Annotated in this window: 23 protein-coding genes; 3 read left to right on the forward strand and 20 right to left on the reverse strand. The window is 57.3% G+C overall.

Translation table 11 applies throughout. From position 1 onward, the window contains the following. Positions 1 to 169 precede the first annotated feature (169 nt). Positions 170 to 1,354 carry a M20 metallopeptidase family protein gene (locus C3B54_RS06480; protein WP_158665582.1) on the forward strand — a complete coding sequence of 395 codons (1,185 nt, stop codon included), beginning with the start codon at positions 170 to 172 and terminating at the stop codon, positions 1,352 to 1,354. Positions 1,355 to 1,602: 248 nt separating this feature from the next. Here C3B54_RS06480 and C3B54_RS06485 read toward each other — a convergent pair whose 3' ends face one another. The 7 genes from C3B54_RS06485 to C3B54_RS06515 are packed head-to-tail and all read right to left on the reverse strand — an operon-like array spanning position 1,603 to position 8,072. Further along, positions 1,603 to 2,529, reverse strand: coding sequence for a ribokinase (locus C3B54_RS06485; protein ID WP_104913773.1), 927 nt, complete (start codon positions 2,527 to 2,529; stop codon positions 1,603 to 1,605). Then, positions 2,529 to 3,473, reverse strand: a complete 945-nt coding sequence (locus tag C3B54_RS06490) for a nucleoside hydrolase (RefSeq protein ID WP_211286284.1) — start codon at positions 3,471 to 3,473, stop codon at positions 2,529 to 2,531. The genes C3B54_RS06485 and C3B54_RS06490 overlap by 1 nt, the downstream gene beginning before the upstream one ends. Position 3,474: 1 nt before the next feature. After that, the gene (locus C3B54_RS06495) at positions 3,475 to 4,230 is read right to left on the reverse strand and encodes a glutamine amidotransferase (protein WP_104913774.1); all 756 of its coding nucleotides are present in this window, start codon (positions 4,228 to 4,230) and stop codon (positions 3,475 to 3,477) included. Further along, complete coding sequence (locus C3B54_RS06500; protein ID WP_104913775.1) at positions 4,223 to 5,272, reverse strand: phosphotriesterase family protein; 1,050 nt, start codon at positions 5,270 to 5,272, stop codon at positions 4,223 to 4,225. The genes C3B54_RS06495 and C3B54_RS06500 overlap by 8 nt, the downstream gene beginning before the upstream one ends. Then, positions 5,269 to 6,273: an ABC transporter permease gene (locus tag C3B54_RS06505; RefSeq protein WP_104913776.1), complete on the reverse strand. Its 1,005-nt coding sequence runs from the start codon at positions 6,271 to 6,273 to the stop codon at positions 5,269 to 5,271. Before C3B54_RS06505 ends, C3B54_RS06500 begins: the two co-directional genes overlap by 4 nt. 2 nt (positions 6,274 to 6,275) lie before the next feature. Continuing rightward, positions 6,276 to 7,013: an ATP-binding cassette domain-containing protein gene (locus C3B54_RS06510; protein WP_211286285.1), complete on the reverse strand. Its 738-nt coding sequence runs from the start codon at positions 7,011 to 7,013 to the stop codon at positions 6,276 to 6,278. A gap of 60 nt (positions 7,014 to 7,073) precedes the next feature. Continuing rightward, positions 7,074 to 8,072: a substrate-binding domain-containing protein gene (locus C3B54_RS06515; RefSeq protein ID WP_104913777.1), complete on the reverse strand. Its 999-nt coding sequence runs from the start codon at positions 8,070 to 8,072 to the stop codon at positions 7,074 to 7,076. A gap of 129 nt (positions 8,073 to 8,201) precedes the next feature. On the opposite strand from C3B54_RS06515, the gene C3B54_RS06520 reads away from it, so the two are divergent. Beyond that, positions 8,202 to 9,203, forward strand: coding sequence for a LacI family DNA-binding transcriptional regulator (locus C3B54_RS06520; protein WP_104913778.1), 1,002 nt, complete (start codon positions 8,202 to 8,204; stop codon positions 9,201 to 9,203). 211 nt (positions 9,204 to 9,414) lie between these two features. Here C3B54_RS06520 and C3B54_RS06525 read toward each other — a convergent pair whose 3' ends face one another. The 11 genes from C3B54_RS06525 to C3B54_RS06570 form a co-directional block, all read right to left on the reverse strand. Next, complete coding sequence (locus C3B54_RS06525; RefSeq protein WP_104913779.1) at positions 9,415 to 9,828, reverse strand: PIN domain nuclease; 414 nt, start codon at positions 9,826 to 9,828, stop codon at positions 9,415 to 9,417. Beyond that, positions 9,819 to 10,043: a type II toxin-antitoxin system VapB family antitoxin gene (vapB, locus tag C3B54_RS06530; RefSeq protein ID WP_104913780.1), complete on the reverse strand. Its 225-nt coding sequence runs from the start codon at positions 10,041 to 10,043 to the stop codon at positions 9,819 to 9,821. The genes C3B54_RS06525 and vapB overlap by 10 nt, the downstream gene beginning before the upstream one ends. A 210-nt stretch (positions 10,044 to 10,253) precedes the next feature. Beyond that, positions 10,254 to 10,382 carry a hypothetical protein gene (locus C3B54_RS09000; RefSeq protein ID WP_281256233.1) on the reverse strand — a complete coding sequence of 43 codons (129 nt, stop codon included), beginning with the start codon at positions 10,380 to 10,382 and terminating at the stop codon, positions 10,254 to 10,256. A gap of 118 nt (positions 10,383 to 10,500) precedes the next feature. Further along, positions 10,501 to 11,319 carry an IclR family transcriptional regulator domain-containing protein gene (locus tag C3B54_RS06535; RefSeq protein WP_104913781.1) on the reverse strand — a complete coding sequence of 273 codons (819 nt, stop codon included), beginning with the start codon at positions 11,317 to 11,319 and terminating at the stop codon, positions 10,501 to 10,503. Next, positions 11,316 to 12,488: a thiolase family protein gene (locus C3B54_RS06540; RefSeq protein WP_104913782.1), complete on the reverse strand. Its 1,173-nt coding sequence runs from the start codon at positions 12,486 to 12,488 to the stop codon at positions 11,316 to 11,318. Before C3B54_RS06540 ends, C3B54_RS06535 begins: the two co-directional genes overlap by 4 nt. Further along, a complete protein-coding gene (locus tag C3B54_RS06545) occupies positions 12,485 to 13,135 on the reverse strand; it encodes a 3-oxoacid CoA-transferase subunit B (RefSeq protein WP_104913783.1) in 651 nt (216 codons plus the stop codon). The genes C3B54_RS06540 and C3B54_RS06545 overlap by 4 nt, the downstream gene beginning before the upstream one ends. Further along, entirely contained in the window at positions 13,132 to 13,809 is a 678-nt protein-coding gene (locus C3B54_RS06550; protein ID WP_104913784.1) for a 3-oxoacid CoA-transferase subunit A, read from the reverse strand. The genes C3B54_RS06545 and C3B54_RS06550 overlap by 4 nt, the downstream gene beginning before the upstream one ends. A 54-nt stretch (positions 13,810 to 13,863) precedes the next feature. Further along, positions 13,864 to 14,991, reverse strand: coding sequence for an MFS transporter (locus C3B54_RS06555; protein ID WP_104913785.1), 1,128 nt, complete (start codon positions 14,989 to 14,991; stop codon positions 13,864 to 13,866). 62 nt (positions 14,992 to 15,053) lie between these two features. After that, positions 15,054 to 15,977 (reverse strand): 3-hydroxyacyl-CoA dehydrogenase, encoded by a 924-nt coding sequence (locus C3B54_RS06560; RefSeq protein WP_211286286.1) that lies wholly within the window; start codon positions 15,975 to 15,977, stop codon positions 15,054 to 15,056. Positions 15,978 to 16,030: 53 nt separating this feature from the next. Next, positions 16,031 to 17,278 carry an iron-containing alcohol dehydrogenase gene (locus C3B54_RS06565; RefSeq protein WP_104913786.1) on the reverse strand — a complete coding sequence of 416 codons (1,248 nt, stop codon included), beginning with the start codon at positions 17,276 to 17,278 and terminating at the stop codon, positions 16,031 to 16,033. Positions 17,279 to 17,281: 3 nt separating this feature from the next. Beyond that, positions 17,282 to 18,775 (reverse strand): NAD-dependent succinate-semialdehyde dehydrogenase, encoded by a 1,494-nt coding sequence (locus C3B54_RS06570; protein ID WP_104914315.1) that lies wholly within the window; start codon positions 18,773 to 18,775, stop codon positions 17,282 to 17,284. A gap of 242 nt (positions 18,776 to 19,017) precedes the next feature. Here C3B54_RS06570 and C3B54_RS06575 point away from each other — a divergent pair, with 242 nt between their 5' ends. After that, on the forward strand, positions 19,018 to 20,721 hold the full coding sequence (locus C3B54_RS06575; protein WP_158665583.1) for a sigma-54-dependent Fis family transcriptional regulator: 1,704 nt from the start codon (positions 19,018 to 19,020) through the stop codon (positions 20,719 to 20,721). A gap of 78 nt (positions 20,722 to 20,799) precedes the next feature. Here C3B54_RS06575 and C3B54_RS06580 read toward each other — a convergent pair whose 3' ends face one another. Together C3B54_RS06580 and C3B54_RS06585 are read right to left on the reverse strand one after the other, a co-directional pair. Beyond that, complete coding sequence (locus C3B54_RS06580; RefSeq protein ID WP_104913788.1) at positions 20,800 to 21,831, reverse strand: ABC transporter permease; 1,032 nt, start codon at positions 21,829 to 21,831, stop codon at positions 20,800 to 20,802. Beyond that, positions 21,831 to 24,395, reverse strand: a complete 2,565-nt coding sequence (locus C3B54_RS06585) for an ATP-binding cassette domain-containing protein (RefSeq protein WP_104913789.1) — start codon at positions 24,393 to 24,395, stop codon at positions 21,831 to 21,833. Before C3B54_RS06585 ends, C3B54_RS06580 begins: the two co-directional genes overlap by 1 nt. Position 24,396 lies beyond the last annotated feature (1 nt).

The following is a 24,396-nucleotide window of genomic DNA, read 5'->3' on the forward strand; positions in this document are numbered from 1 at the left end:
CCTCAGGTAATTGAGGTAATAGTTCAACAAGACTTTAACATTTAGCCCCAATGCGGGGACCACATCACTCTGGCACAGGAGTTGCGGGCCAGTTGGAAGCAGTGGGCAGAGTGCATGTGGCGTTAGGAACTGCAGTCGGCGAGAATAGGACATGAGAAGCACGAGGGAAATGGGCGCAGTGAATAGCGAAAAACAGAACGCTAAAGAGAATGATCCGGCGAGCGCGAGCGCACTCTTTCCCTCAATGGTGCGACACCGTCGACACCTCCACCAACACCCCGAGGTGGGCCTGGAACTACCTGACACCCACGCCTACATTGTCGAGTCTTTGAAGTCTTTGGGTTACGAGACTGAACACCACCCGAGGGGTGGTGTCAGTGTGACGGTTGGTGGCTCCGACCCTTCGGCAACACCCATGGTCTTCCGAGCAGACATGGACGCCCTACCCGTCGAAGAACCACAGGGTATGTCGTTTCGTTCTGTGAGATCAGGGGCAATGCACGCCTGCGGTCACGACTTACATATGGCAACGCTGCTCGGCGTTGCAGAACATTTCGCGACACACACTCCCCCACGGCCGCTCGTTTTTGCGTTCCAACCCGGTGAAGAGTCCGACCGTGGTGCTCTGAACACCTTGAAGCACCGGAACCTGAACCTCGAGGACGCGACGACCTTCGCTGTCCACGTCAATGCTGTCTTGCCGTCTGGAAGTGTGCATTACTCCCGCGACACGTTTATGGCCTTCGGCGACTGGTTCGACATTGCCCTGGAGGGCCCAGGTGGGCACGCCAGTGCACCAGAGCGTGCAGGCAACCCCATTCTCGCCGGCAGCGACATCACCAGAGCATTTGTCGGTTTAGCCAATGAGCTCTCAGAGGCTCGAGCCCGAGTAGTCGCTACCGTCACCGAATTCCTCTCGGGAAACACGGTAAACGTGATTCCCACCACGGCGGGTCTTCGCGGCACGATTCGCACAGTAACCGAAGCCCAGCGCGCCGAACTGCATCGGGCTATGCGGGAAAAAGTCATCGAAATCGCAGAAGCCCAGGGCCTCCAGGCCACACTCACCATCCATGACGGTTACCCGGCAGTAATTTCGGACGCAGCTTTTATTGATCGCGCGTTAAACACCTTCGCTGCGGCGGGGATCACCGACGTGCATGAAATGGAACACCCTTCCATGGTCATTGAAGACTTTTCCTATTTCCTGCACCGGTGGCCAGGGGCGATGGTCTATGTCGGTGCGGCCGTCGGTGAGAGTCCTGCCTTCAACCACTCCGCAGAAGTTCTCTTTGACGAAGATGCGATGGCGACCGCGCTGAAGCTCTTCATCGCCCTAACCGAGACGCCCTAACCGAGACGCCCTAGCCGAGACCCGCTGACTTTTAAGCCTTGGCCTGCTCCTAGGCTGACGTCAGGAAATTCGGGCCCTGCCATCACGCCGGGCGCCTGCCTAGCCCTGGCGCTTCGCCCGGTTCTTCGCTTAGCTGTTCGCCCAGGCAACCGAGCCGCGCAACCGATCCGCGCAACCACCCCGCGCCACCGACCCGCGCAATCATCCCCCCGGCCCTCATATAAGCCGAGGGTTGCGCAGTGGGCTGGTTACCCAGAAACGAGGAGCGAATCTGGGGTGGTTTGGGGAACTTGGGCGCCGGGCTGGGTCACACTCCAACTGGCAAACTTTGTGGCGTATTCGACCGCTTCCACCAAAGATTTACCCTGTCGGATACCGACCGCAAGCGCACCACAGAAGGCATCGCCTGCCCCGCTGGTGTCCACAGCGCTTACGACCGGCGATGCCACACTGACCACTTCGCCCGCCACACCGTCTGGGAAACACAGGGCCCCATCTGAACCCAGAGTGACGACCAGCTGGCCCTCAAGGTTCAACATTTGTGCGCATGCAACAACCTCGTCATGGCTTTGAGGAACGGGTTGACCGGCAAGAGCGGCGAGTTCTGTGCGATTGGGAACCAAAATATCGGCGCGCGCAATAATTTCATCCAACTGGGGGCTTTTTTCGGGCATTGGCGCAGGATTAACTATCACCGTGCCCTGGGCCCTCTTGCACGCTTCCACGACAGTCTCGAGCGGAATTTCCAGCTGAGCCATGATGACCTCAGGAGCCCGGTTACTGAGGTAATCAGCGATGTGGCCTGGGGCGAGTTCACCATTAGCCCCCGGATGGACAACGATTGAATTTTCACCCGACTCGGCCACCACAATCACCGCCGATCCTGTGGCAGCGCTCTTGAGAACTCTTACGTGTTCCACACCGACTCCACGACTGGCAAGGGCTTCGACGAGGGCAACTCCGTTCCCGTCGTCGCCTACTGCCCCCACAAAATCAACGCTGGCGCCAAGTGCCGCGATGGCGGCAGCCTGATTGGCGCCTTTGCCCCCTGGCGCGTCCAATCTGCCGGTACCCAGGATGGTTTCTCCGGGTGCCGGCAAGTGGGGCACCAAATAGGTCGTATCGGCGTTGATGGAACCCACCACCGCGACATCGACCGGGGTTTTTTCTGCCACTAGCGCCTCCCCAGGGTGTCAACGGCATCAAGCACCAGGTCCCAGTAGCGGGCGCTATCCAAGGTGATCGCAATGTCCGCGTTGGGTTCTCTTTCGAATCGGTCGTGGAGGTCAACAATCGTTTCACCCCGCGACCATTTACCTTCGAGCTCGACGGCGAGGAAGCTTTTTGTCCACTCGATGAGGGTGGGATCAATTAATGCCGCAACAGTGCACGGGTCGTGCACTGGTGGTGCATCAAAGCTCCATACTTGCCGGTAAGAGCTACCGAAGAAACCCATCCATTCGGCAGCGGTTTGACCCACCACGTGGTCCATTGCTTTCATCCGTTCGACCACTTCCGGCACGGCTAACGCTTGGTGGGTGAGGTTTAACCCCACCATCCGGAGGGGCAAACCGGAGTCAATGACTTCCTGGAGAGCCTCTGGGTCGGCGAAAGTGTTGAACTCTGCGGAGGGCGTGTGGTTTCCCCGCTCGGTGGAGCCACCCATGAAGATCACTTCGGAAATCCGGGAAGAAAGCTCTGGGTGGTCGCGCAAGAGTTGAGCCATGTTGGTCATCGGACCGGTAACCACCATCGTCACCGATTCGGCAGAAGACTCAATGAGGTGTCGCATCAGTTCGATGGCGCCCAGTGGGTTTTCTTCCATGGCGGGCTCTGGCATTGCCGGACCGTCCAGCCCCGACTTGCCGTGGACATAGTTGCCTAGCTCCAGCTCAGCAGAAAGCGGTTTACCTGCCCCACGTCCCACCGGAACATCGGTGGCACCAGCCAGGGTCAAAATGCGCCTGGCGTTATAGGTGGCGTCGTCAATAGAACAGTTACCAAAACACGACGTCACACCAAGGAGGTCGATTTTCTCCGAGGCCACAGCCAACAAGATGGCCACAGCATCGTCGTGACCGGGGTCACAATCGAGAATGATGGGTGTGGGCTTTGACACGTTAGGCACCGACCTTTCCGGTGGCAAGCCACTGAATCATTCCGGCCATCAACGGCTGGAAACCAGACCATTCGACGAAGGGTGTTGGGCACCAGTGTGGGCCAATATCGCTCGTCCACACCAGGGTGCGTCCGGAACCGTAAGCGCCGGTTGCAATCAACACGTCGTCACCTACCTTCGCGTGGACGGTGGCGTCAGGTTTCGCCTCCACCCTGTTGTAGCCAAGAAGGACAGGGGCATCCGAATGCACAAGGCCACCCAGTTCAGTGCCTGACACGGCCGCTACGGGGGCTCCCGCAGAGACTTCAATACGGTCGTCGTAGTCGGCCATGGTCACCGGAAGAACGGGCGCGATTGCCGAACGGGCAAAGTTTGCTCGAGCTTGGAACCCTTGGAAGCTTAAATAGCCTCCCGCCATCATCAAGGCACCGCCGTTTTTCACCCACTGGGCGAGCGCTCCTAAGCGGTCGGGGCTTGCCTTGCCTTCAAGCCAGGTCTCTGGCGGCAGTTGGAACGAGTTGGCACCGATGTCGGAAAGCACAACGACGTCGTATTTGGACAGTTCTTCAGTGGTCGCAGGGAAATCCTGCGGCACATCGTGTGCGGCCATGTGTTCGACGGTGATTGAGTGGGCACTCAGAGCGCGAATATAGTCGTCGGCTCCAGAGTGGAAGGTGGTGCTGGTGAAGCTGTCAAACCCTTTGTAGTGGGTTGCCTCCGAAATCCAGGTCTCGCCTGCTAAGAGGACATTAGTCATGGTGCTTCTCCTTTACCTTTTCGAAAAGTTGTCGGGGGTTGGTCACTGTGAGTTGGTCGGTCAGTTCTTTGGTGGCCCCGTGGCGGTGCAGCCGCGGCAGGAAGTACTGAAGGATGTGGCCGAATCCTGGGCCGCCGTAGCGGCGTAGGAGGCTTTTGAGGAATATGTCTTGGGAGATGAGGAGCTGGTCGGCAAAACCGGCTTCAACCAAGCCCATCAGATGACGGGCATTGTCCTCATCTGAGGGGCACTGCACACCCTGGTCGGCGTAAAAAACTTCCATACCGATCATGTCGTATTGGATCCAAGCTCCCCGGCGAGCCAACGCCTCCTGGTAGTGACTGTCTGAACCAGATGGTCCCATGTGGCAAAGCACTACGGAGCGAGGGTCAACACCTTCTTCTTCGCAGACGTCGAGGACGTCGTGGCCGAGTCGAAACCAGCCAGGCAAGTGCACTTGCATCGGCAAGCCCGTCCGGGCTTGGACTCTGCTGGCCGCCCGAAGACTGTTTCGCTCTGCTTCGGTGAAGTCGGCGCTCACGCCGATCTCACCGATAAAGCCCGGGCGAATACCCTCTTCACCTTCGGTGAGGTCGGTGTAGAGCAGTTCAGCCATCTCATCGACCGTCATCGTGCGCTGCTGGGCAGTCAGTGAACTATCCAAATACAAACCGGTACCGGCAATGATGGTCAGCCCGGTTGCTTCACTCGCCCGTTTCAGGGCCGGGAGGTTTCGCCCAATCGACACCGACGTCGCGTCCAACACCGATACGCCACCCAGGTCGGCGAACCGGCCCAGTTCTTCTGCAGCCAAAGCTTCATCGTCCATGCCACAGTTATCGAGGTTGCCAAAAGGGTCCTGTCGCAGCTCCCACAAAATATCCATCGACACCGGTGCATCCCGAAACCAGTCCGGGTCAACACCTGTTTGCTCTGTTTTAGCCCACCACGAACGCACGTCGTTGAAGACGTGCTCGTGGGGCAGGCAGACCCCCAAATCGGCGGCGTCGATTGGGCCGGTGACGCTCTGTATTTGGGTCATGCTTTGCGCTTTTGGAACCGGTCGACGGCGTTTTGGTTGAGCAGCATGGCGATAATCAAAATCACACCCTGCGTGATGGGTACCCAGAACACGTCTACCCGAAGCAAAACCAAACCATTGGCGATAATTCCTAGCGTGAGGGCACCAATGAGGGTTCCCACGATGGACCCGCGGCCTCCAAGGAGGTTGGTTCCACCGAGGACCACCGCGGTGATCACTTCCAACTCAAAAAGTGTTCCGGAGTTGGACGACCCTGTGGCCAGCCTGGCCGCGATCAGCACACCGGCGATTCCGGCGAATAGCCCGGTGAGCATCAGCACGGAGGCTTGAACACGCTTGACGTTCACGCCGGATCGGCGAAGAGCTTCAGTGTTGGAGCCTGCAGCTACGACGTAGCGACCAAAGCGCGTTTGGGTAAACAGGTACCACCCGAAGACAACGGTAATCAACGCCACCCAGGTGGGAATGTAGATACCCAAGAGCTTGCCTTGGCCCAACCAGAGCAACCAGTCGATGGTGATCGGGGTGCTGTAGCCCTGGGTGATGAGAAGCGCAACACCGCGAAGGGCGATAAGGCCTGCCAGCGTCACAATGAAGGCGGGCAGCTTGCCGTAAGCGGCCAGGATTCCTTGTATTAGGCCGGCCGCCACACCGATAATCAACGTGGCAATCAAACCAAACATTGCGCTTCCTGTTTCCACAAGGATGGCGAGCGCAGAAGCAGTCATTCCGATAATCGAACCGACCGACAGGTCAATCTGGCCGGTCGTAATCACCAGGGTCATCATGGTGGCAACGATGATCGTGGGCGCAATCTGTCGAGCCACATTGACCAGGTTTTCTGCCGTCAAAAAGGCGTCTGCTTGAACGCTGAAGAAGGCGAACAACAAGAGGAACACTCCAAGGATGGAGATGATGTTGAAATATGCGGTGAAAAATTCGAACACGGGGCTCCCGTGTGTCCGCCTGGCGTCGGTCCGTGTTGCGTCTTGTGTTGCCATCGTTAGTTCCCCATCATCGCGTTGACCAAGCCAGCCAGATCCGTCTGTGCTGGCTGGAGCTCTTTCCACACTTCGCCCTCATATAAGACGACTAAGCGGTCGGTGACTTCAAAAAGGTCTTGGAGGCGGTGGGTGATCAAAATCACACTGACGCCTCTGGCGGAGATGTCTCGCACCAGTTGCAACACGGTTTCCACTTCTTTGGCCGCAAGGGCTGCTGTGGGTTCGTCGAGCACCAAGACTTTGGGGTCGAAGGTGACGGCGCGGGCGATCGCAATCGCCTGGCGCTGTCCACCAGAGAGCGTGCCCACCATCTGATTGGTGCGTTTCACGCGAATATGCAGCTTTTCTAGATGCTCCAGAGATTCTTTATGCATCCGCTTGGAATCCATCTGGCGTGTGATGGGGTGATAAATTTCGCGGCCCAGAAAGAGGTTCCCGGCCACGTCGATGTCGTTGCAGAGGGCAAGGTCTTGGTAGACCATTTCGATTCCGCGCACCCTGGCTTCTTTGGGGCCAATTTTCTCCATGGGAACGCCATCGATGAGCATTTGGCCTTCATCGGGCACTTCCGCACCGGCCAACATCTTCATGAGAGTGGACTTACCGGCGCCGTTGTCACCGACGAGGCCTACGACCTCACCGGGTTGGATAGAAAGGGTGACCCCGCGTAGGGCTTCAATTGCACCAAAACTCTTTTTTATGTCGACCATCTCGACTCGAGCGGTGGTTGTCGTCACTGACACGGGGTCCCCTTTCTATCGTCAGGAGCATCGGGCGATGCTCCCCGGTACTACTTCTTAACCGCCAGGGAAGATCTCGCGGTACGGGTCAACGTTGTCCGTGGTCACAATAGTGATCGGAACATCGATGAAGCCCTTAGGCTCGGCACCTTCGAGGAGCGCTTTGATTTCCTTCACGCCCTCAATGCCTTCGGTGTACGGGTCCTGCTGGACAACGCCCACCACGGTGCCTGAGTCGAGACCGGCGATTACTTCAGCGGTCAAGTCCCAACCGATTACCTTGGTGTCGGAGTTTTCGCCCAGTGCGGAGACCGCACCAACAGTGGCGGGCTCACCCGTGGTGTAGATGAAGTCCAGACCAGGCTGTGCGGTCACCAGGTTGGTGGCTGCGTCAGCTGCCTGCTCTTGAACGTTGTCACCCGAGACACTCTGAGTGAAGGTCGCACCGGCGGCGTCGACTGCGGCACGGAAGGAATCTTCACGAAGGTTCTGGATGAAGGAGTTCTTGGCGCCTACAACGCCGTAGCTACCTTCAGCCCAGCCGTTGTCGATTGCCCACTGTGCCATCTGTGCGCCAGCGTTTTCGTTGTCGACACCTACGAACGTGTCGTAGTTGCCCTCTTCGAGGGCTGCGTCAATTGCGACAACTTTGATTCCGGCGTCCATAGCTGCCTGAACTCCAGGCAATACGCCGTTGACGTCAATGGCGACGACGATCAAGCCGGTTACGCCCTGAGTCACGAAGTTCTCAATGTCGCTGGCCTGTTTCGCGGAGTCGTTGTTGGCGTTGGAGATGGTGAGCTCACAGCCCACCTCTGCAGCGGCCTCTTCGGCTCCCTTGTTCATTTCGGTGAAGAACGCAGCGGTCTGGTTAATCTGCACCATACCGATGTTGCAGTCGACTGCTGCTGCCTCTTCAGTGGTTGTCTCTTCCGAGGCGCCAGTTTCTTCTTCTACAACCGGGGCTTCTTCCGCGCCGCCGGCACAACCGGCCAGCGTCAGCGAAAGCGCCGCGGCGGCAGCGAAGCCACTGAGCCCTTTGCGTGTGATTGTCATTACTGTCTCCTGACTGATATGTCACGTCTGGTAAACGTTTACCAGATTGGGCTAATCTAATCATGCTTTTCGCGCGGGGCAATGGCAAATCGAGCAAAAAAGATAACATTTTGACATCAAGGAGGCGACGTGGCTCAGGAGCGACGGAACAACGGCGGGGTCACCGTCTTTGACGTCGCCGAACACGCTGGAGTCTCAATCGCCACCGTCTCCCGCGCGCTCTCTGGCACACGGTCGATGTCGGAAGGACTTCGCACCCGGGTTCAAGACTCCGCCAGAACGCTCGGTTACCAAGTCAACCTGGTAGGAAGAGCGCTGCGCCAAAAGAAGACTTCGACCTTGGGTTTAATCATCCCCGACCTGGAAAACCCCTTCTTTTCCTCTCTCGCTCAACGCATCAGCCGGCGTTTCGGCGAATCAGAAGTTGACGTCCTCATTGCAAGCGCCGACAACGACAAGGCGCAGGAAAAAAGAGCGGTGCAATCCTTCCTTGGCCGCCAAGTCGACGCCCTCGTCATGATTCCCACCGACGAAGTCGAAAGCGAAGAAGCACTCCTTCTGGCGAGCGAATACGTCCCCACAATCCAATTTGACCGGCAAGTACCCCACTTGCCCATCCCCTATATCGGCTGCGATAACGCAGCGGGTATGGATCTGGTGGGCGCTTACCTCGAGACCTCCGTCGACACCTCCAGCCAGCCAGTGATTTTGGTGGGAGGGGGCGAATCTTCGTCTTCGGGTAGAGAGCGAAGCTCCGAATTTCTCACCGCACAATCGCCGGTACTGCACCTAGAAGGAAGCTTTAGCTTTAGCTGGGGTCAAAAAGCCGCCAAACAGATTTTGAAGAGAGGCTTCCAGACCGCGACCATCGTGACGGGGGCCGATGTGATTGCGCTTGGTGTGATCTCGTGGCTCACGTCAGCCGGCCATAAAATTCCCGACGATTTCCGGGTTATCGGCTTCGATGACGTCGGGGTTGCACAGCTTTCACACCCCACCCTCACCACTGTTCGCCAGCCTGTGGAAGAGATGACTGAAGCGATTAAAACACTGATGCAAGAAGCCACCGGGTCACCTGCACCAACCTCACAACGGTTCGCCCCGGAGCTGATTGTGAGAGCTTCCGGTTAGCTTCGAATCGCTAATGCCCACACACGGTGTCTACAAAGCGCTAAGGATAGGCGGGCGTTGGGGTCTGGAGTCTTTGACCTACTCACGCCACACACAGCAGGTCCGCGCCGAGGGGCACACCGGGGAGGCCTTTTCACCCGAAGGCTGGTTGTCAAGCAGGTGGCTGGCTCATCTGCGTCGCCCGAATGCGACGAGGGTAGACGGTGCGGCTCTAGCCCAGCACCAATTTCTCAGTCCGCTGACCGCTGTAGCGGGCGATGAGCTCGAAATCGCTGTCAACGTGTAGCAGGGTGTGCCCGGAGATTTCTGCACCCGCGGCGATCAAGAGATCGGGGATGCTCACCCCGCGATGCTCGGAGGCGTTCAACAAGGCTCGCTGCAAGTCGAGTGCGCGCCGTTCTGCTCGGGCGCCCAGGTATTCAAGCGGCATCAATGCGAGAGGGGGGTTGGTCAGCTCCTCATCGGCGCGCGAGGAATTCTGAAAAGAGTAAGCAATTTCGAGCATTGTGATGGAGCTGATGCGCACCAGTCCGCGCGATATTCTCTCAACCCAGACCTCACGGTCGGGACTTTCGCTCAGACGAGCGTAGGCGGACTTATCAATCAGCCAGGTTTTTATCGCCACGCTTGAGCCATGATGTCAGGATCGCCAAGATCCGCGACCGCACGGGCAGTGCGCTCCAGATCGGCCACTGTCACCTTGGGTCGGTCTTCTTCTACGTAGGGGCGCTGGATGAACTCGATCAGAAACTGGTTGCGAGAAACACCCCGCCTCGCCGCTTCGTCGTCGATTTTCGCCACCACATCGCGGCTGAGCCCCCGCACAAGAATGTCCGTCATCACGCCCTCCTAACTGGTATCACGATATCACTACACCCTCCCCGCACAATCACTACACAATCCCTGCACAAATACTTCGCACTGTCGGGAACCAAAGACCCCACCCTGCCTGGATTTGCAGGGGAATCGGTAGCTCCAGGGAACTTCCTGGAAGGTTAGTGGCGTCGAATAATTGGGCGTGGCAGATATCCACAGCCCCGGATAAGTGTCTTAGCGCCCACCCATGGTGTCCACGAAACCGTAGGGGTAGTCGGGAGTGTGGGGCCCGGAGACGTCCCCTAAGCGCTCCCACTGCTCGGTCGTTAATTTGACCCAACCGCGCCGACGCTGGTCCCCCATCAGTTAATTACTCAATTCCTTTGGGCCTCCATCGTTTCGATGCGCAGGCGCAAATTTTCCGGTCCGAGAGGCAATCATGATGCTTGCGGTTTTGCTCGGTAAGTACTTCGGGAGAGTGTCAGCCCGTAGCTCGCGACGGCATCAGAGTTTCCCTCGGCACCTGCTCCAAAAGCTGGCCAATCGTCTCTGCCGTCGAGAGGAGCTCGGGCAAAATCCGCTCCCTACTCTGCGCCGGCTTCTCCCCCACCTGGGCAGTCGCAGCATTCAGTGCCGCGACGATAGAACCAGCCCGTTGAAGAGGCACAGCTAGAGACCTTAGACCAAGCTCGAGCTCTTGGTCCACCATGCTCCAGCCATGAGCCCGCACATGTTCCACCTCTTCCCGGAGCAGGTCTTTGTTCACGATCGAATAAGCGGTCCGAGCGGGGGAAGGAACCCACGAGCTGAGGAGCTCATCCAACCGCTGAGCGTCGAGTGCGGCAAGCAAGATCCGGCCCATCGAGGTGTGCCAGACGGGAAGCCGAGCGCCTATTCCCAGCGATACGGTCATCACACGGGCAGGCCTGGCTCGAGCAACATAAACGATTTCGGCGCCTTCCCTGACCGTGACAGATACTGCCTCCCCCAGTGAATCCGATAGTGCTTCGATCGGACCCGACACCAATTCAGAGATTCCAAGATTCGTGAGATAGTGGTAGCCCAACTCCAGCACCTGCGAAGTTAGCCGATACTGCCGCTCGGCGTAGCTGAGATATCCCAAGGCTTCTAGCGTTTTCAGTAACCGTCTAGTTGTCGCGGGATTGAGACCCGTCTTGTCCGCCGCCTCAGCCACGCTGAGAAACCCACCCGAGGCTCCGACGAGCCTCAGCAGCTCAAGCCCGCGAGCGAGAGACTGGACAAAATCCCCCTGAGTGTGGGGAATCGAATGGGTGTTCACCTTTCTAAAACTACCGCCATACCCTGGCCAACACCGATACAGATCGCCGCAACGGCAACACCAGAGCCCCTCTGGGCAAGCTGGTGAGCAAGGTGTCCAATAATCCTCGCGCCGGATGCCCCGAGCGGGTGACCTAGGGCGATGGCACCGCCGTGGGGATTTACTCTCTCCGGGTCAACGTCCGGCCAACCTTTTAGGCAGGCCAGTGCTTGCGCTGCAAACGCTTCATTAATTTCGAGCAAATCAACATCCGCCCACGTCTTACCTGCCTTGGCCAAAGCACGATTAGCCGCTTCAACTGGGGCGATACCGAATACATCGGGGTCGTTTCCCACAACAGCACGAGAAGCAATCCGGGCAAGCGGATCCTGCTTGGCTGCCAGTTTTTCACCCCCCAGGAGCAGCATCGCTGCACCATCAGACAGTTGAGATGAGTTGCCCGCAGTGACCGTCCCGCCGTTTTCTCGGAAGGCGGGTTTCAGGCCAGCGAGACCCTCCAGTGTCGTGTCAGTACGAATACCCTCATCCCGGATGAGCTCTGAACCCTCCACCGAGACCACCTCAGCATCGAAGGCACCTGCCAACCACGCCTGGTGGGCGAGGTGGTGGCTTCGGACTGCAAAGGAGTCCTGTTCCTCGCGTGAGATCGAAAAGCGAACAGCCAGAATTTCCGCGCTCTCCCCATTTGAGATCGTCCAGCGCGAGTCCATGGCTGGGTTGACCATCCGCCAACCGAGAGTGCTGGAATAAATAGTTGCGTTGGATGGCGGATAAGCCCGTCCTGGCTTCGGCAATACCCATGGCGCACGAGTCATCGATTCAACTCCGCCAGCCACAATCACATCAGCGTCGCCGGCATCGATAGCGCGCGAGCCCTGCACCACCGCTTCCATTCCCGAACTGCATAAACGATTGACGGTTGTACCAGGAACGCTAGTAGGGAAGCCCGCGAGCAGGAGCGCCATCCGCGCCACATTTCGGTTATCCTCTCCGGACTGGTTCGCATCGCCCACAATCACGTCGTTAATCGACTCCAGTGCCACATGCGGTTGACGCTGCATCAAGCTCCTCATCACTGAGGCGGCAAGGTCGTCTGGCCTCACCTCGGCTAATCCGCGGCCGAGACGCCCGAAGTGGCTCCGCACGGAGTCGAAGATGTAACTAGTCATGCCTCAGGGTTCCTTTCCAGAATGGTCTCACCAGTGATATCCGATAGGGAATGGGCGGTGTGCCCACCGAAGGCTTCTACAAGAACAGGCCCCGCCGGTGTTAGATCGATCACGCCGTGATCGGTGTAGACACGGCTCACGCAACCGAGACCGGTGAGAGGGTAGCTACGACTTCCCACCAACTTCGACTCGCCAGTCTTAGTTAGCAAATCCATCATCACCCACACGTTTTTCGCGCCGGCCGCAAGGTCCATTGCACCGCCCACCGCAGGAATCGCGTCTGGTGTGTTGACCAGCCAGTTGGCCAAATCTCCATTGGTGGCAACCTGAAATGCCCCCAACACACACACGTCAAGGTGCCCCCCACGCATCATTGCGAACGAATCCGCGTGATGAAAATACGAGGCTCCCTCGAGTTCGGTGACCGGGATTTTTCCAGCGTTGACGAGGTCGGTATCAATCTGGTCTCCCTGGGCCTCGGGACCCATTGCCAACATGCCGTTTTCGGTGTGAAGAACGACGTGACGGTCGGGTTCGAGGAAGTTAGACACCATTGTGGGGGCCCCAATACCGAGGTTCACGACCGCACCGACTGGAATATCGCGAGCAACGCGCCTAGCGATGTGCTCTCTGGTAGCCAATGTCATACTCTCGCCCCCTGCCCTACTTCGACAACCCGATCCACATAGATTCCCGGGGTGACGATGGCTTCTGGATCCAAGCTTCCGACAGGGACAATCTGGCGGACTTGCACCACACTGGTCGCGGCTGCGGTGACCATGATTGGGCCGAAATTTCGGCTGGTCTTGCGGTAAACGAGATTGCCCCAGGTGTCTGATTGGTAGGCACTCACCAGCGCTAGATCGGCGACGATAGCGTGCTGGAGAATGGTTGGGGTTCCGGAGAAATCTCGTGTCTCAAGCCCTTCCGCCAAAATCGTGCCAAACCCAGTCGGCGAGTAAAAGGCAGGAATGCCCGCGCCACCAGCCCGGATACGCTCGGCGAGATTGCCCTGAGGTATGAGCTCGAGCTCAATTTTTCCGGCGCGATATAGCTCGTCGAAAACCCACGAATCTACCTGTCTGGGAAACGAACACATCACTTTGCGAACCCGACCTGCTTTGAGAAGGGCTGCGAGGCCGATGTCACCATTACCGGCGTTATTGCTCACAATGACCAAGTCTTTTGCGCCCGTATCTAGGAGGCCGTCAATGAGTTCTCGGGGCTGCCCTGCCAGACCGAAACCGCCGATCATCACTGTGGATGCATCGCGCACATCTCCTAGAGCGTCAGGCACGGAGGGCACTGATTTGTCTAACATGACGCCAGGCTAACAAGTATTCACATAACGGTCAATGCGCCGTTATGTGTAATTCTAGGTGTAACGAGCGAGAGGTGCGACCAGAATTAATACAGCCGCCATCACGAGAGCCATCGAGTTGTAAGAAGACATCACATGGGCAATTTGCCCACCAATGGCGGGCGCAAGAGCAAGCGCCACACTGAGTGGCGCAGAAAGGACACCGTTTAAAGTGCCAAAATGCTGGCGACCCCACCTCACAGAAATCGCTGTGGCCTGAACGAGCGTATGTGCACCTCGCAACCCGCCGACTAGCAGCGCGACAATCATCAAAACGGGCAAATAATCGCCCACCACAACAAATCCGGCAATCCCAGCCCCGCTTCCGAGTGCGACGAATGCGAGCAACAACCTGGGCGCCCGATCGAGACGGAAGAAAAGAAGCCCCAATCGTCCAAACACCTGCCCGAAACCGATAGCGGCAAAAAGCCATGCGGCCTGTTCGAAATTCAGCCCCTTCTCCTCGAATAAGGGGATAGCCAAGAAAGTGACACTGAAAATCGCGACGGTAGTAACGACGAGAATGACACCAAGGCGGAGAAAGCGACCTGTTCGCATAGTGACAGCTACGGAATGCTGCTCAGATAAATCCGATTCCAGGGGATCGGATTGCCCGCCCGGAGCATCCCGAGGAAGCCAGTGAAAATAAATCGGGATCAGCATTGCCATTACCCCAGCCAGAAGACCGAAAGTGGCACGCCAACCGAGCTCAGTGAGCATTCCCACCACAATTGGTGCGAAAACTGCCGAGGATAGCCCGCCCGCGATGGTAATGACAGTGAGGGAAAAGTCCAAGGACTGTCGATAGCGGTGCGTGGCAACGGTAAAAGCCGCTTGATACAAAACAGCTGACTGCCCAAGCCCCACAACTACGAGGGAAATCGCCAACGATGCGGTACTGGTTGCACTAGCAAACATCACCATTCCCACTACCCCCATGCTTGCCCCAGCAACAAGAACCCTTCGGGGCGAGAGCCGGTCTAAGAGCCGGCCCACGTAAATCCCCGCGACGGCGGCAACCAGCAGTCCAATGGACAAAAGGGCAGTGAGTGTCCTGAGATTCCACCCTTCCTGCTGGGAAATCGCCGAAATGGCCACCAACGGCGAATAATACAACACGCCCCAGCCGACCACCTGACCCATCGCCAATGCTCCTAGAGCGCCGTCAAAGGAAAAGCGACTATACCCGCCACCCAAAACTGTTCCTATCCCAAGAGCTTCCGCAGAGCAATCAGTTGGCGGTCTCTCCAGACAACCCGCTCGTCCCACTTCTCCAATGGCAGGAGTGCTCGGCGTTGATCGCTAACGGCCCGCACTAGATCCTCAGTCCATGGGTCATTTTGGCCTCGCTCCTGCCCCATGCGTGCATACGCGGGGCCCATTTTCTGAGCGTGAGATTCAATCCCGCCACGAGTGTTGAGATCCGAGGTTTCAAATGGCCCCATAAACGCCCAGCGACGCCCCAAACCGCGCCGGACCACCTCGTCAAGGTCGTCCACACTGATTACGCCATCGCGCACCAAACAGTAAGCCTCCCGAAGCAGAGCGCCCTGGAGGCGATTGAACACAAAACCCTCCGTCTCCTCGCGGATCAGCACCGGACTCAACCCAGAACGGGCATAGAAATCAATTGCCGCCTGCGTGATCGCGTCGTCGGTATACCGAGAGGGGACAACCTCGATGACCGGAATGAGATAAGGCGGGTTCCCCGGATGGCCGATAAGGACGCGACTTCTTGCCGGAGTCACTGTCGCAAACTCACTGGACACAATTGCCGAACTCGAACTGGCCAGGATTGCGGTTTTCTCCGAGTAGGCACCTATCTGTTGAAATATCTCGCGCTTTGTGCCAACTTGCTCCGGTGCGCACTCCTGAACCAACGCCGCGCCGGAGAGTGCATCTAGCAAAATATCGTGAAACGACACTCGCCCAAATACTTCCTCAACCGAGGAATCGACTACCCCCTCAGAGATGAGAAGTTCTAAGCGAGCTGACATGTCATTGCGGGCTCGTTCGAAGGCGTCAGGTAAAGCGTCCCACATCTTTACGCGGTATCCGTGGGAGGCAAAGTGGACAGCGAAGCCGACACCGATGGAGCCAGCACCGACAATGGCAACTGTTTCAGACACTGTGATTCTTTCTTGTTCAGGTGATGGTCTTACAGCGGTAACGAAGAAGCTCCCTATGCCATCGGCCACCAGCTTCGATCCCCCGAATGGGCTCTTCTTAGAATCTCTTCAGCGAACTCCTGGTTGAGGGCTCGAGGGTTGTTGGCCGTCAGCCGGGTAGCCAGCAATGCTTGAGAGGCAACCTGAGGAATGTCAGATTGCTCGAGCCCAAGTGCGGCCAAGTCGGCTGGGCACCCCACGGCATCGAGGAGCTCATCAACGCGAATAATGCCTGCCTTCGCATTGTCCAGTTCACTCAAATCCGGGTTGAAAACCCCCACCGCCCGGGATAATTCCGCGAAGGCCTCGATGTGCGCGGGAAGGTTAAACCTCATCACGTAGTGAAGCAGTGCACCCACACCAAATCCATGGGCCGTGTGGGTCAGGTTCCCAATAGGTGCTTGCAGGGCGTGGCATGCAGCAGTTCCCGCAGTATTGAGCGCCATCCCACCGCAGTACGCCGCGAACATCACGTCTGAGCGCGCTTGGAGGTTGGATGGTTCCGTGGCCACTGCACCCATGGACTGGGCCATCAGGCGAAGCCCTTCCCGGCAATAGACATCGGTCAACACGTTCTTCCCGACGTAAAGGTGGTGCTCCAGCTCCTCCGACGACGGGTTCTTCGCCCGGTCGGTAAACGACTCAACCAAATGGGACAGGGCGTCAGAAGCGGTCGCTGCAGTGAGGCCTGGCGGGCAACTGAGAGTCAGCTCAGGGTCAATCACTGCTACTCGGGGCAAGATATGGGCACTGCCCACCCCAACCTTCATACCGCGCTCCGCATCGAAAACAACCGCGAAGTTCGAAATCTCTGCGCCGGTCCCGGCTGTAGTGGGTACCGTCAGAATCGGCAAGGCAGGCCCAGGAACTTGGTTTTCACCGTAATAATCCCGCACATCTCCGCCGTACCGCAGCATCAAGGCAGCCGTTTTGGCCATATCGAGACAGCTTCCACCACCAAGACCGATGACCACTTCAATTTCTTCAGAGGAAAAGGCAGCTAACACCTGCATGATGTTTTCCCGAGGCAGGTCTGGCTGGGTCTCGGAGAATATCGCGACTTCCACACCCCTTGCCTTGAGGCCGGCAACCAATTGCGAACACTCCGGAGTTCCCGCCATTCGCTCGTCGGTACATACGAGAACTGAGGAGCCCAAGTCACTGACCAACTGTGGAATTTGATGACGCCGGCCAGTACCAAATAACACCGTCGATGGTTGGCGAAGCAAGCCAAGTCCGCTGATGTTGTTCACCGTTTCCATCGCCTATCCCTCCATCCCGCTGCGCTCATCGATGGTTAAGGCGATGTACTTGGGCTCGAGGAACTCGTAGATACCCTCGTGGCCCGCTTCGCGCCCCAAACCGGATTCCTTTATTCCGCCAAAGGGAGCCTTCGGGTCCGACATGATTCCTCGATTCACTCCGACCATCCCGAAATCCAGTCGCTCTGCAACGGTGACCACTCGAGAAAGATCCTTCGAAAACACATATGCCGAGAGGCCGTAGTGAGTGTCGTTAGCAAAACGAAGAGCCTCATCGACTGTTGTGACGGTGTAAAGCGCAGCGATTGGAGCAAAAAGCTCGTCATTGCAGAAATCGTGATCGTAGGAATCAAATCGAAATACGGTGGGTTCAAAGAAGAAACCCTCTCCGTCGATGACGTTCCCACCAGCCAAAAGGGTGCCTCCCGCACTCTGGAAGGACTCGACTAGACCTGAAACACGGTTTAGTTGGCGCTCGGTGATAATCGGCCCCACAGAGACCTCTGGATCGAATCCATCACCCACCTTCAAGGCAGCAGTGGCTGCCAGGAACTTCTCGGTGAACTCCTCGGCAATAGATTCGTGCAAAATGATGCGGTTGGCTGCGACACACGCTTGGCCGGCATTTCGGAACTTGCAAATCACCGCTTCGCGCACTGCTAAATCAACATCAGCATCATCCAAAACGATAAACGGGCCGTCTCCGCCCAATTCCATCGAGGAATTGATGATGAGGTTTGACGCCTGCTTCAGCAATACGGTGCCCACGGCGCTTGATCCAGTGAAGCTCACTTTCTTCAGACGACTATCCGCCATGATTTGCTCTGAGACTTCCGCCGAGTTGCTGGTGTGTATGAGGTTCACAACCCCCGCCGGGAACCCCGCCTCTTGGAGTGTGTCAATGAACAATGCTGCCGTCAGCGGAGTCTCCCTCGCTGACTTAATCACTACGGTGCAACCCGCAGCCAACGCAGCTCCGGCCTTCCGCGCCGACATCAACATCGGAAAGTTCCACGGCGTGACCAAAAAGCTGGGGCCAACTGGTTGATGAGTCTCTATGACCCGATAGCCGCCAGGGGATCCCTCCTGGTAGCGTCCGTGAAGGTGAGCAACCTGCTCGGCGTACCAGAGAAAGAAACCGGCGGACAAGTTAAATTCCCCTAATGCCTCGGCACGTGGCTTTCCGCTTTCCATAGTCATCACATCGGCAAAGGCATCTGCCCTCTCAATAAGTAAGCCATGCGCCAAGTGAAACAGGTCCGCGCGAGCCCTCGGTGCCCAGTGTCGCCACTGCTGTGCTGACCGGTCGGCGGCTGCTAACGCTTCGAGAGCGTGGCCCCCAGATCCATCTGCGACTTTGGTGATCTCAGACTTGTCCGAAGGATTAATAACAGGAATCTCTTGTCCTGTTCGCAACCACTCACCATCAATAAAGAGCCCGGTTGGCACCCGGTGGCCCCGAACATCTGCAACCTTCGAATCCTTCTCTAATGTCATTTCCCTGCCTTTCTTTGCGGTGAAACCCGCTTCGCCTTCGCGAAACGGGGACAAATAATGTGCTCGGGCCCAGAAGCGCCAGCCCTCAGGGAGGCCTTGGGTACAAAGCACCTCCAACAAGCTGAGGGGCCTCGGTGGTACTGGAGCGATTGAATCGGACGCATCTGGATGGCACGCCGTAGATTGGTGTAGGATGTCGCCAACCTGGGAAGGGAAAAGTCACCGTGGACTTTGACACCACCATGAGCGAGACCGCAAAGGCAAAAGAGAGACTTTTCTATGCCAACTTTCAGACCGACGCCCAGGAATCGGCTCTGCTTCACTCGTGGAAACGCTCCCACGAGGCACTGGGAAGCCCCGAGAATATTGCGATGGCACCCCACGTCCCAGCAGAGATGCTTGACGAGCACCTGTTGGAGGTTTTCGGCCCTTTGATGAGTCGGTTCGCCGACAACGTCCAAGGCACGGGCCTGGCGCTCCTGCTCGCCGATGCCAGGGGCCAGATTGTTCAACGTTGGTTTGAAGACCGCCGGGCTGAAGCACATCTCGACACAGTTGGCACTGTTCGCGGGGCTGTCCTTGCCGAGAATGTCGTCGGGACCAACGGAGTGGGCACTGTTTTGGCCCTCGGCCGGCCTGTTCAAGTGAGTGGCCCTCAACACTACGCCGAGTTCTACCAAGGTGCGGTTTGCACCGGCGCGCCTATCATGCACCCTACAAGTGGAAACATTCTCGCCGTGTTGACCATTTCCTGTGACCTGACCCCTGGCGCGGATTATCTGAAACCACTCGTCCGCTCGATGTCTCGCGAGATGCAAGAGCACCTGGTTCGAATCGAGCGACCGGATTCGAGACAAATGCTGAATTTGTTCCTCACCATGTCCAAGCAAACGGGATCGCCCATTGTAGGATTCGGCGCCGAGGGTGCCATCATGCGAAGCTCCGAGGGCCAACAAATCCCCGAGCCTGATATTGAGGTTTTGCGCCAATTCAGCCAAGAAGAGCCAGATTCTGGCTCTTACATTGTCGAGCTGTCGAGCGGCCTCACTGAACTGGACTATCACGCTATTGGCAACCAACACCGCCTCGTTCGACTGATGGGGCCGGCGGTCCGCGCCACCACTCCAGCAAACCGGCCCATTCGCCCGAGAAATCTGGTTGGCCGCTCGCCAGAATGGCTCGCCTTGGTCAGCCAACTCAACAAGCTCCGGAATACCGAATTTCCGGTAATCATCGCCGGAGAGTATGGCACCGGCAAAGCATCCCTGGCGCTGGACCACCCGTACCACTTCGGTGATAAGCCAGCCGAGATGGAGCTTCTCGAAGCAGGCGAGGCCAACGTCTTGGGGAACCGTGAGTGGTTTAGCCAGGCTCGGGAAATCGTCAACCAAGGAAAACCCGTCGTAATCCGAGGTATCGAAGCGCTCGACGACGCGGGCTTGAATAGCCTCCGTTTGGTGTTGTCTGGAACTACAAACCGCAACATCATCATGACGCTCACCACGGAAGAGCCCAGTGACGCTGGGAAGCTTGAACTGCTTCTGGAGGCGAACAGCGTGTGGTTGCCTCCGTTGCGCGACCGCATCGTGGACTTGCCGGATCTCTGGACCAACCTCGTGGCAGCTAATGGCGGCGGAAGCCAGCTGGAACTGGGCAGCCAGGCTCTCAACATTCTTTCGATATACGACTGGCCTGGAAATATTCGCGAGTTGTCCAGACTGATTCGCCAAATAATCAACGCCGGCAAGTCTGGCGTCGTGACTCCGGCAGACCTGCCGGGTACCATGCAAATGGGTAAAAATCTGAGTCTCATCGAGCGGGTGGAAATTGAAGCGATTAAAAAGGCTCTGGCGGAGGCAAACGGAAATCGCTCTAAGGCTTCGGAAATTCTCGGCGTCTCCCGCGCGACCGTCTATCGAAAAATTAAGACATACGCTCTGGGCTGACACACGCACTCGCGCCTCCTTCCTAATTGATTCGATTCGGATGTCCCTCTGGGAGGGTGAATGGTCCTCGTGGTTCGGTCAGGTCACCTCCGTAATCGGGGTCGTGCGGCGCGCCTTCACTGAAGCTGAAATCATCGGGATTACAGCTCGCATCAACACAACCGCGAGGAGCACGCCGGCCTGGGCAATCAGCTGAAGCGGCTCGGGTAACCCCACAGCCCTCATCAACTGGCTGAGCTGGGTGAGGAAAAGAGCAGCGACACCAGTCGAGACAATTGCAGCTCGCCCTCCGCCGATTGCCGTGCCTCCAAGAACCACCGCAGCCACAGTGGGCAGAAGGTAGGAGTCACCGTAAAACAGAGGCGGAGTAGTGACGTATCCGGCATAAAGGACACCTGCAAGCCCGTAAGCCATTCCCGCGCCCATATAGGCCAGGCTCCGGTAGAGGTTGACAGGTACGCCTAGGGCAGCTGCGGCCGTCTGGCTAACACCCACCGCAGTGAGCCGCCGCCCAATAATGGTCCGCTGAACAATAAACCCAAGGAATACGATTATTACCGCAGCAATGATCAGCGCATTAGGAATGCCGAAAACGCCCGGAACGTCAAAGACCTTTCCTTTAGCAAACTGGGCAAGCGCAGCGGGAGCGCCCGCTGGGATTCCATCAGCAAGCCAAAAAACGAGGCCAAGAAGAATCGCGTTCATCCCGAGGGTGACCACGAGAGACATCACGCGGAACTGAGTCACAATAATTCCACTGAGAAGGCCTGCAACTCCCGGTAGCAGGATCGCCGCGATGATGGCAGCCCAGTTGGGCCACGCATACCACTGGTACAAACCAGTAGCCAGCGCTGCACTCAGGGCCATCATCCCGGGGACTGATAAATCAAGACCTCCTTGCTGGATGACGAGTGTTTGCCCCACTGCTGCGATAGCGAGCACCGCGGCAAAAGGCAGCATTCCGACTACTGACGAATAACTCAGACTTGCGGGGGCGAAAACCGGACTCGCCGCGAAAAGGAGAATGGTTGCAACCCAAATTGTCCCGGATCCTCCCCCAAGCATCCTTTTCCACAGGGGGTCCATTTTCATATCGAGCGCGTTAGACATTAGTTTTTCCTCGCTTTACGAAGTTGCGCGTAGAGAACTGCAGCCGCCACGGTGATTAAACCCGGCAGCAAGTAACCCCAGGCGCCCGAGGCACCCACGAATCCCGGAATTCCTAGAAGCTGGCCAACGAGAACACCGGCGATGATGATGCCAATGAACGAACCTCGACCACCGAAGATTGCTGCGCCCGATAGCACCAAGACTGTAATGGAGGACAAAGTGAAAGGAAGGCCCGGCCGTCCGTCGCCAACCCCAATCTGTGACATCAGGATGATCGCTGCTGGCACGACGAGAATAGAAGTGAGCAGGTAAGAAAACATTTGGACTCGGGCAGTGTTAATCCCCAATCGCCCAGCGGCATCCTTGCGCGAGCCAACCGCCCGAAGTTCAACTCCCCAGCGAGTTCGCCGAAGAGCCCACTCCAGCACCAAAACCGCAATGATTGCGAAGATCGCGGAGATCGGTACCCACCCACCGATTTTGTAGAGCACCAGCTGGGTTACCGCGTAATCGAACACCCCACCAGGAGTAGATCGAATTTGGAAGAGCGTACCCTGGAGACCCAACGCAATCGCAAGAGTAACTACGACAGGACTTAAGTTGAAGCGAGTAACCAGGTAGCCGTTGGTTATTCCCACGAGCACGCTTGCGGCCAGCATCAAACCTATCCCCAAGGCAATACTGCCCCCGTCAATGACGTAGTACGAAGCGATCACAACCAGGAAGCTCATGAGAGGTCCGATCGTGAGGTCGAATCCCGAACCCATCACGACAACCTGCTGGGCGGCCCCCACAAGAATCAACATCGAGGCAATCACCAGAAGATTGGATATGTTGAAAGGCGAAAAGTAGGCGGTGTTGACGGTACCGACTAGCGCAGCAAGCAGGACCCCAATTATGGCTAGGACAGCAGCTGGCGAGTGGTCACCCTTCAGCCATGATTTAAATCGGGACGCGGTCGAATGGCTACTGTTGCTGCGTTGCCGGACAGTCGTCGACGTAAGCGCCGCCCTTGCTATTCCCTCCTCAGTGACAGCATCTCCCCTGAGCTCCTCAACGATTTCCCCCCGGGACATAATCAGCACCCGATCGCACAGGCCCTCTAGCTCAACACCGTCGGATGAGAGGATGAGAACCGCAGCACCCTCATCGGCCGCTTCGCGCAAAATCTTGTAAATGTCGACACGGGCGCCTGCATCCACGCCCTGTGTCGGCTCTTCGGCCAACAGCACTTTCGGTTCCGACAGTAACGTCCGAGCCAAGACCACCTTTTGTTGATTGCCGCCAGACAGAGACGAAACGACAGTGCGCTGAGAGGGCGTTTTAATCGACTGCCGGTCAATCTCTTGATGAGCGACCCTGCGTGTCTCTGACTCGCTGATGACCGAAGCTCTGGAAACCTTGCCGAGAGTCTTCATTACGATGTTTTCACCGACAGACATCGGCATAAAGAGACCCTCGCCGTGTCGATCCGAGGGCACATAGACCACTCCAGCCTTTGCGCTCGATGAGCTCGAGCCCAATCGCACTCCACGACCATTAATCGTTACTTTTCCCGAGGAAGAATCGACTCCGGCAATTGCGCGTATGAGGTTTTCTTGACCATTTCCTTGAACTCCGGCCAAGCCCACCATTTCACCTGGCTTGACCGCAAAACTCACATCGTGAAAATGGGAGCCCGACAGGCTAGTCACCACCAAGGTATCCGTTCCTACGATTGGCCCTGACGCAGAACCCTTCGGGGGGAAGACCGTATCAAGAGCGCGCCCCACGACTAACTCGATAATTTGGGACTCTGAGACATCTGCCGCTTCAAATGTGCCGCGGACTTGGCCGTCACGTAACACCGTAATACGGTCGGAAATGGACTTAACCTCCGGAATTCGGTGGGAGATGTACACCACAGCTGCGTTAGCACTGACGACTTCGCGCACCCGGCGAAACAGCCTTTGGACCTCGTCGCTATTGAGGTGCTCTGTGGGCTCGTCCAAAATAAGGACTCGGGGCTTCAGCGATAGAGCTTTGGCGATTTCCACCACAAAGCGTTGCTCTACCGATAGTGAAGACACTCGGGCTTTGGCATTGATTCCCATCTGCCAAGGATCTAAATGTGCTTGCGCCTTAGCAGGGGCGCTTGAGAGCCCTTTCATTGTCGTCTCGCCGCTCCCGATTGCCATGTTCTCCGCAACGGTGAGGTCTGGCAAAAGAGCAGGGTCTTGACGCACGATTGCGAGACCCAGATGCCTTGCTTCATCTGGTGAGGCTTCTTCCAGCGAGCGGCCACCAATCTCAACGGCGCCTTCATCTTGAGCGAGCGCCCCGGAGGCAACTGCCATGAGGGTCGATTTTCCAGCGCCGTTCTCCCCCACCAATGCGTGAACCTCGCCAGCACGAACTTCGAGCGATACATCAGCGAGCGCTTTGACACCAGGGAAGCTCTTGGTTATTCCCGTCAAGCGCAGAGCAACACTGCCAGCCTCGACCTCCACTTCAGGGGCGATTGAAACAGCTGTTGTCCGGGGGGAATCGTTCCTAGACATGGCATCGACCTCTTTCTTTGACATT

It is taken from the genome of Pontimonas salivibrio, assembly GCF_002950575.1.
Classification (GTDB): domain Bacteria; phylum Actinomycetota; class Actinomycetes; order Actinomycetales; family Microbacteriaceae; genus Pontimonas; species Pontimonas salivibrio.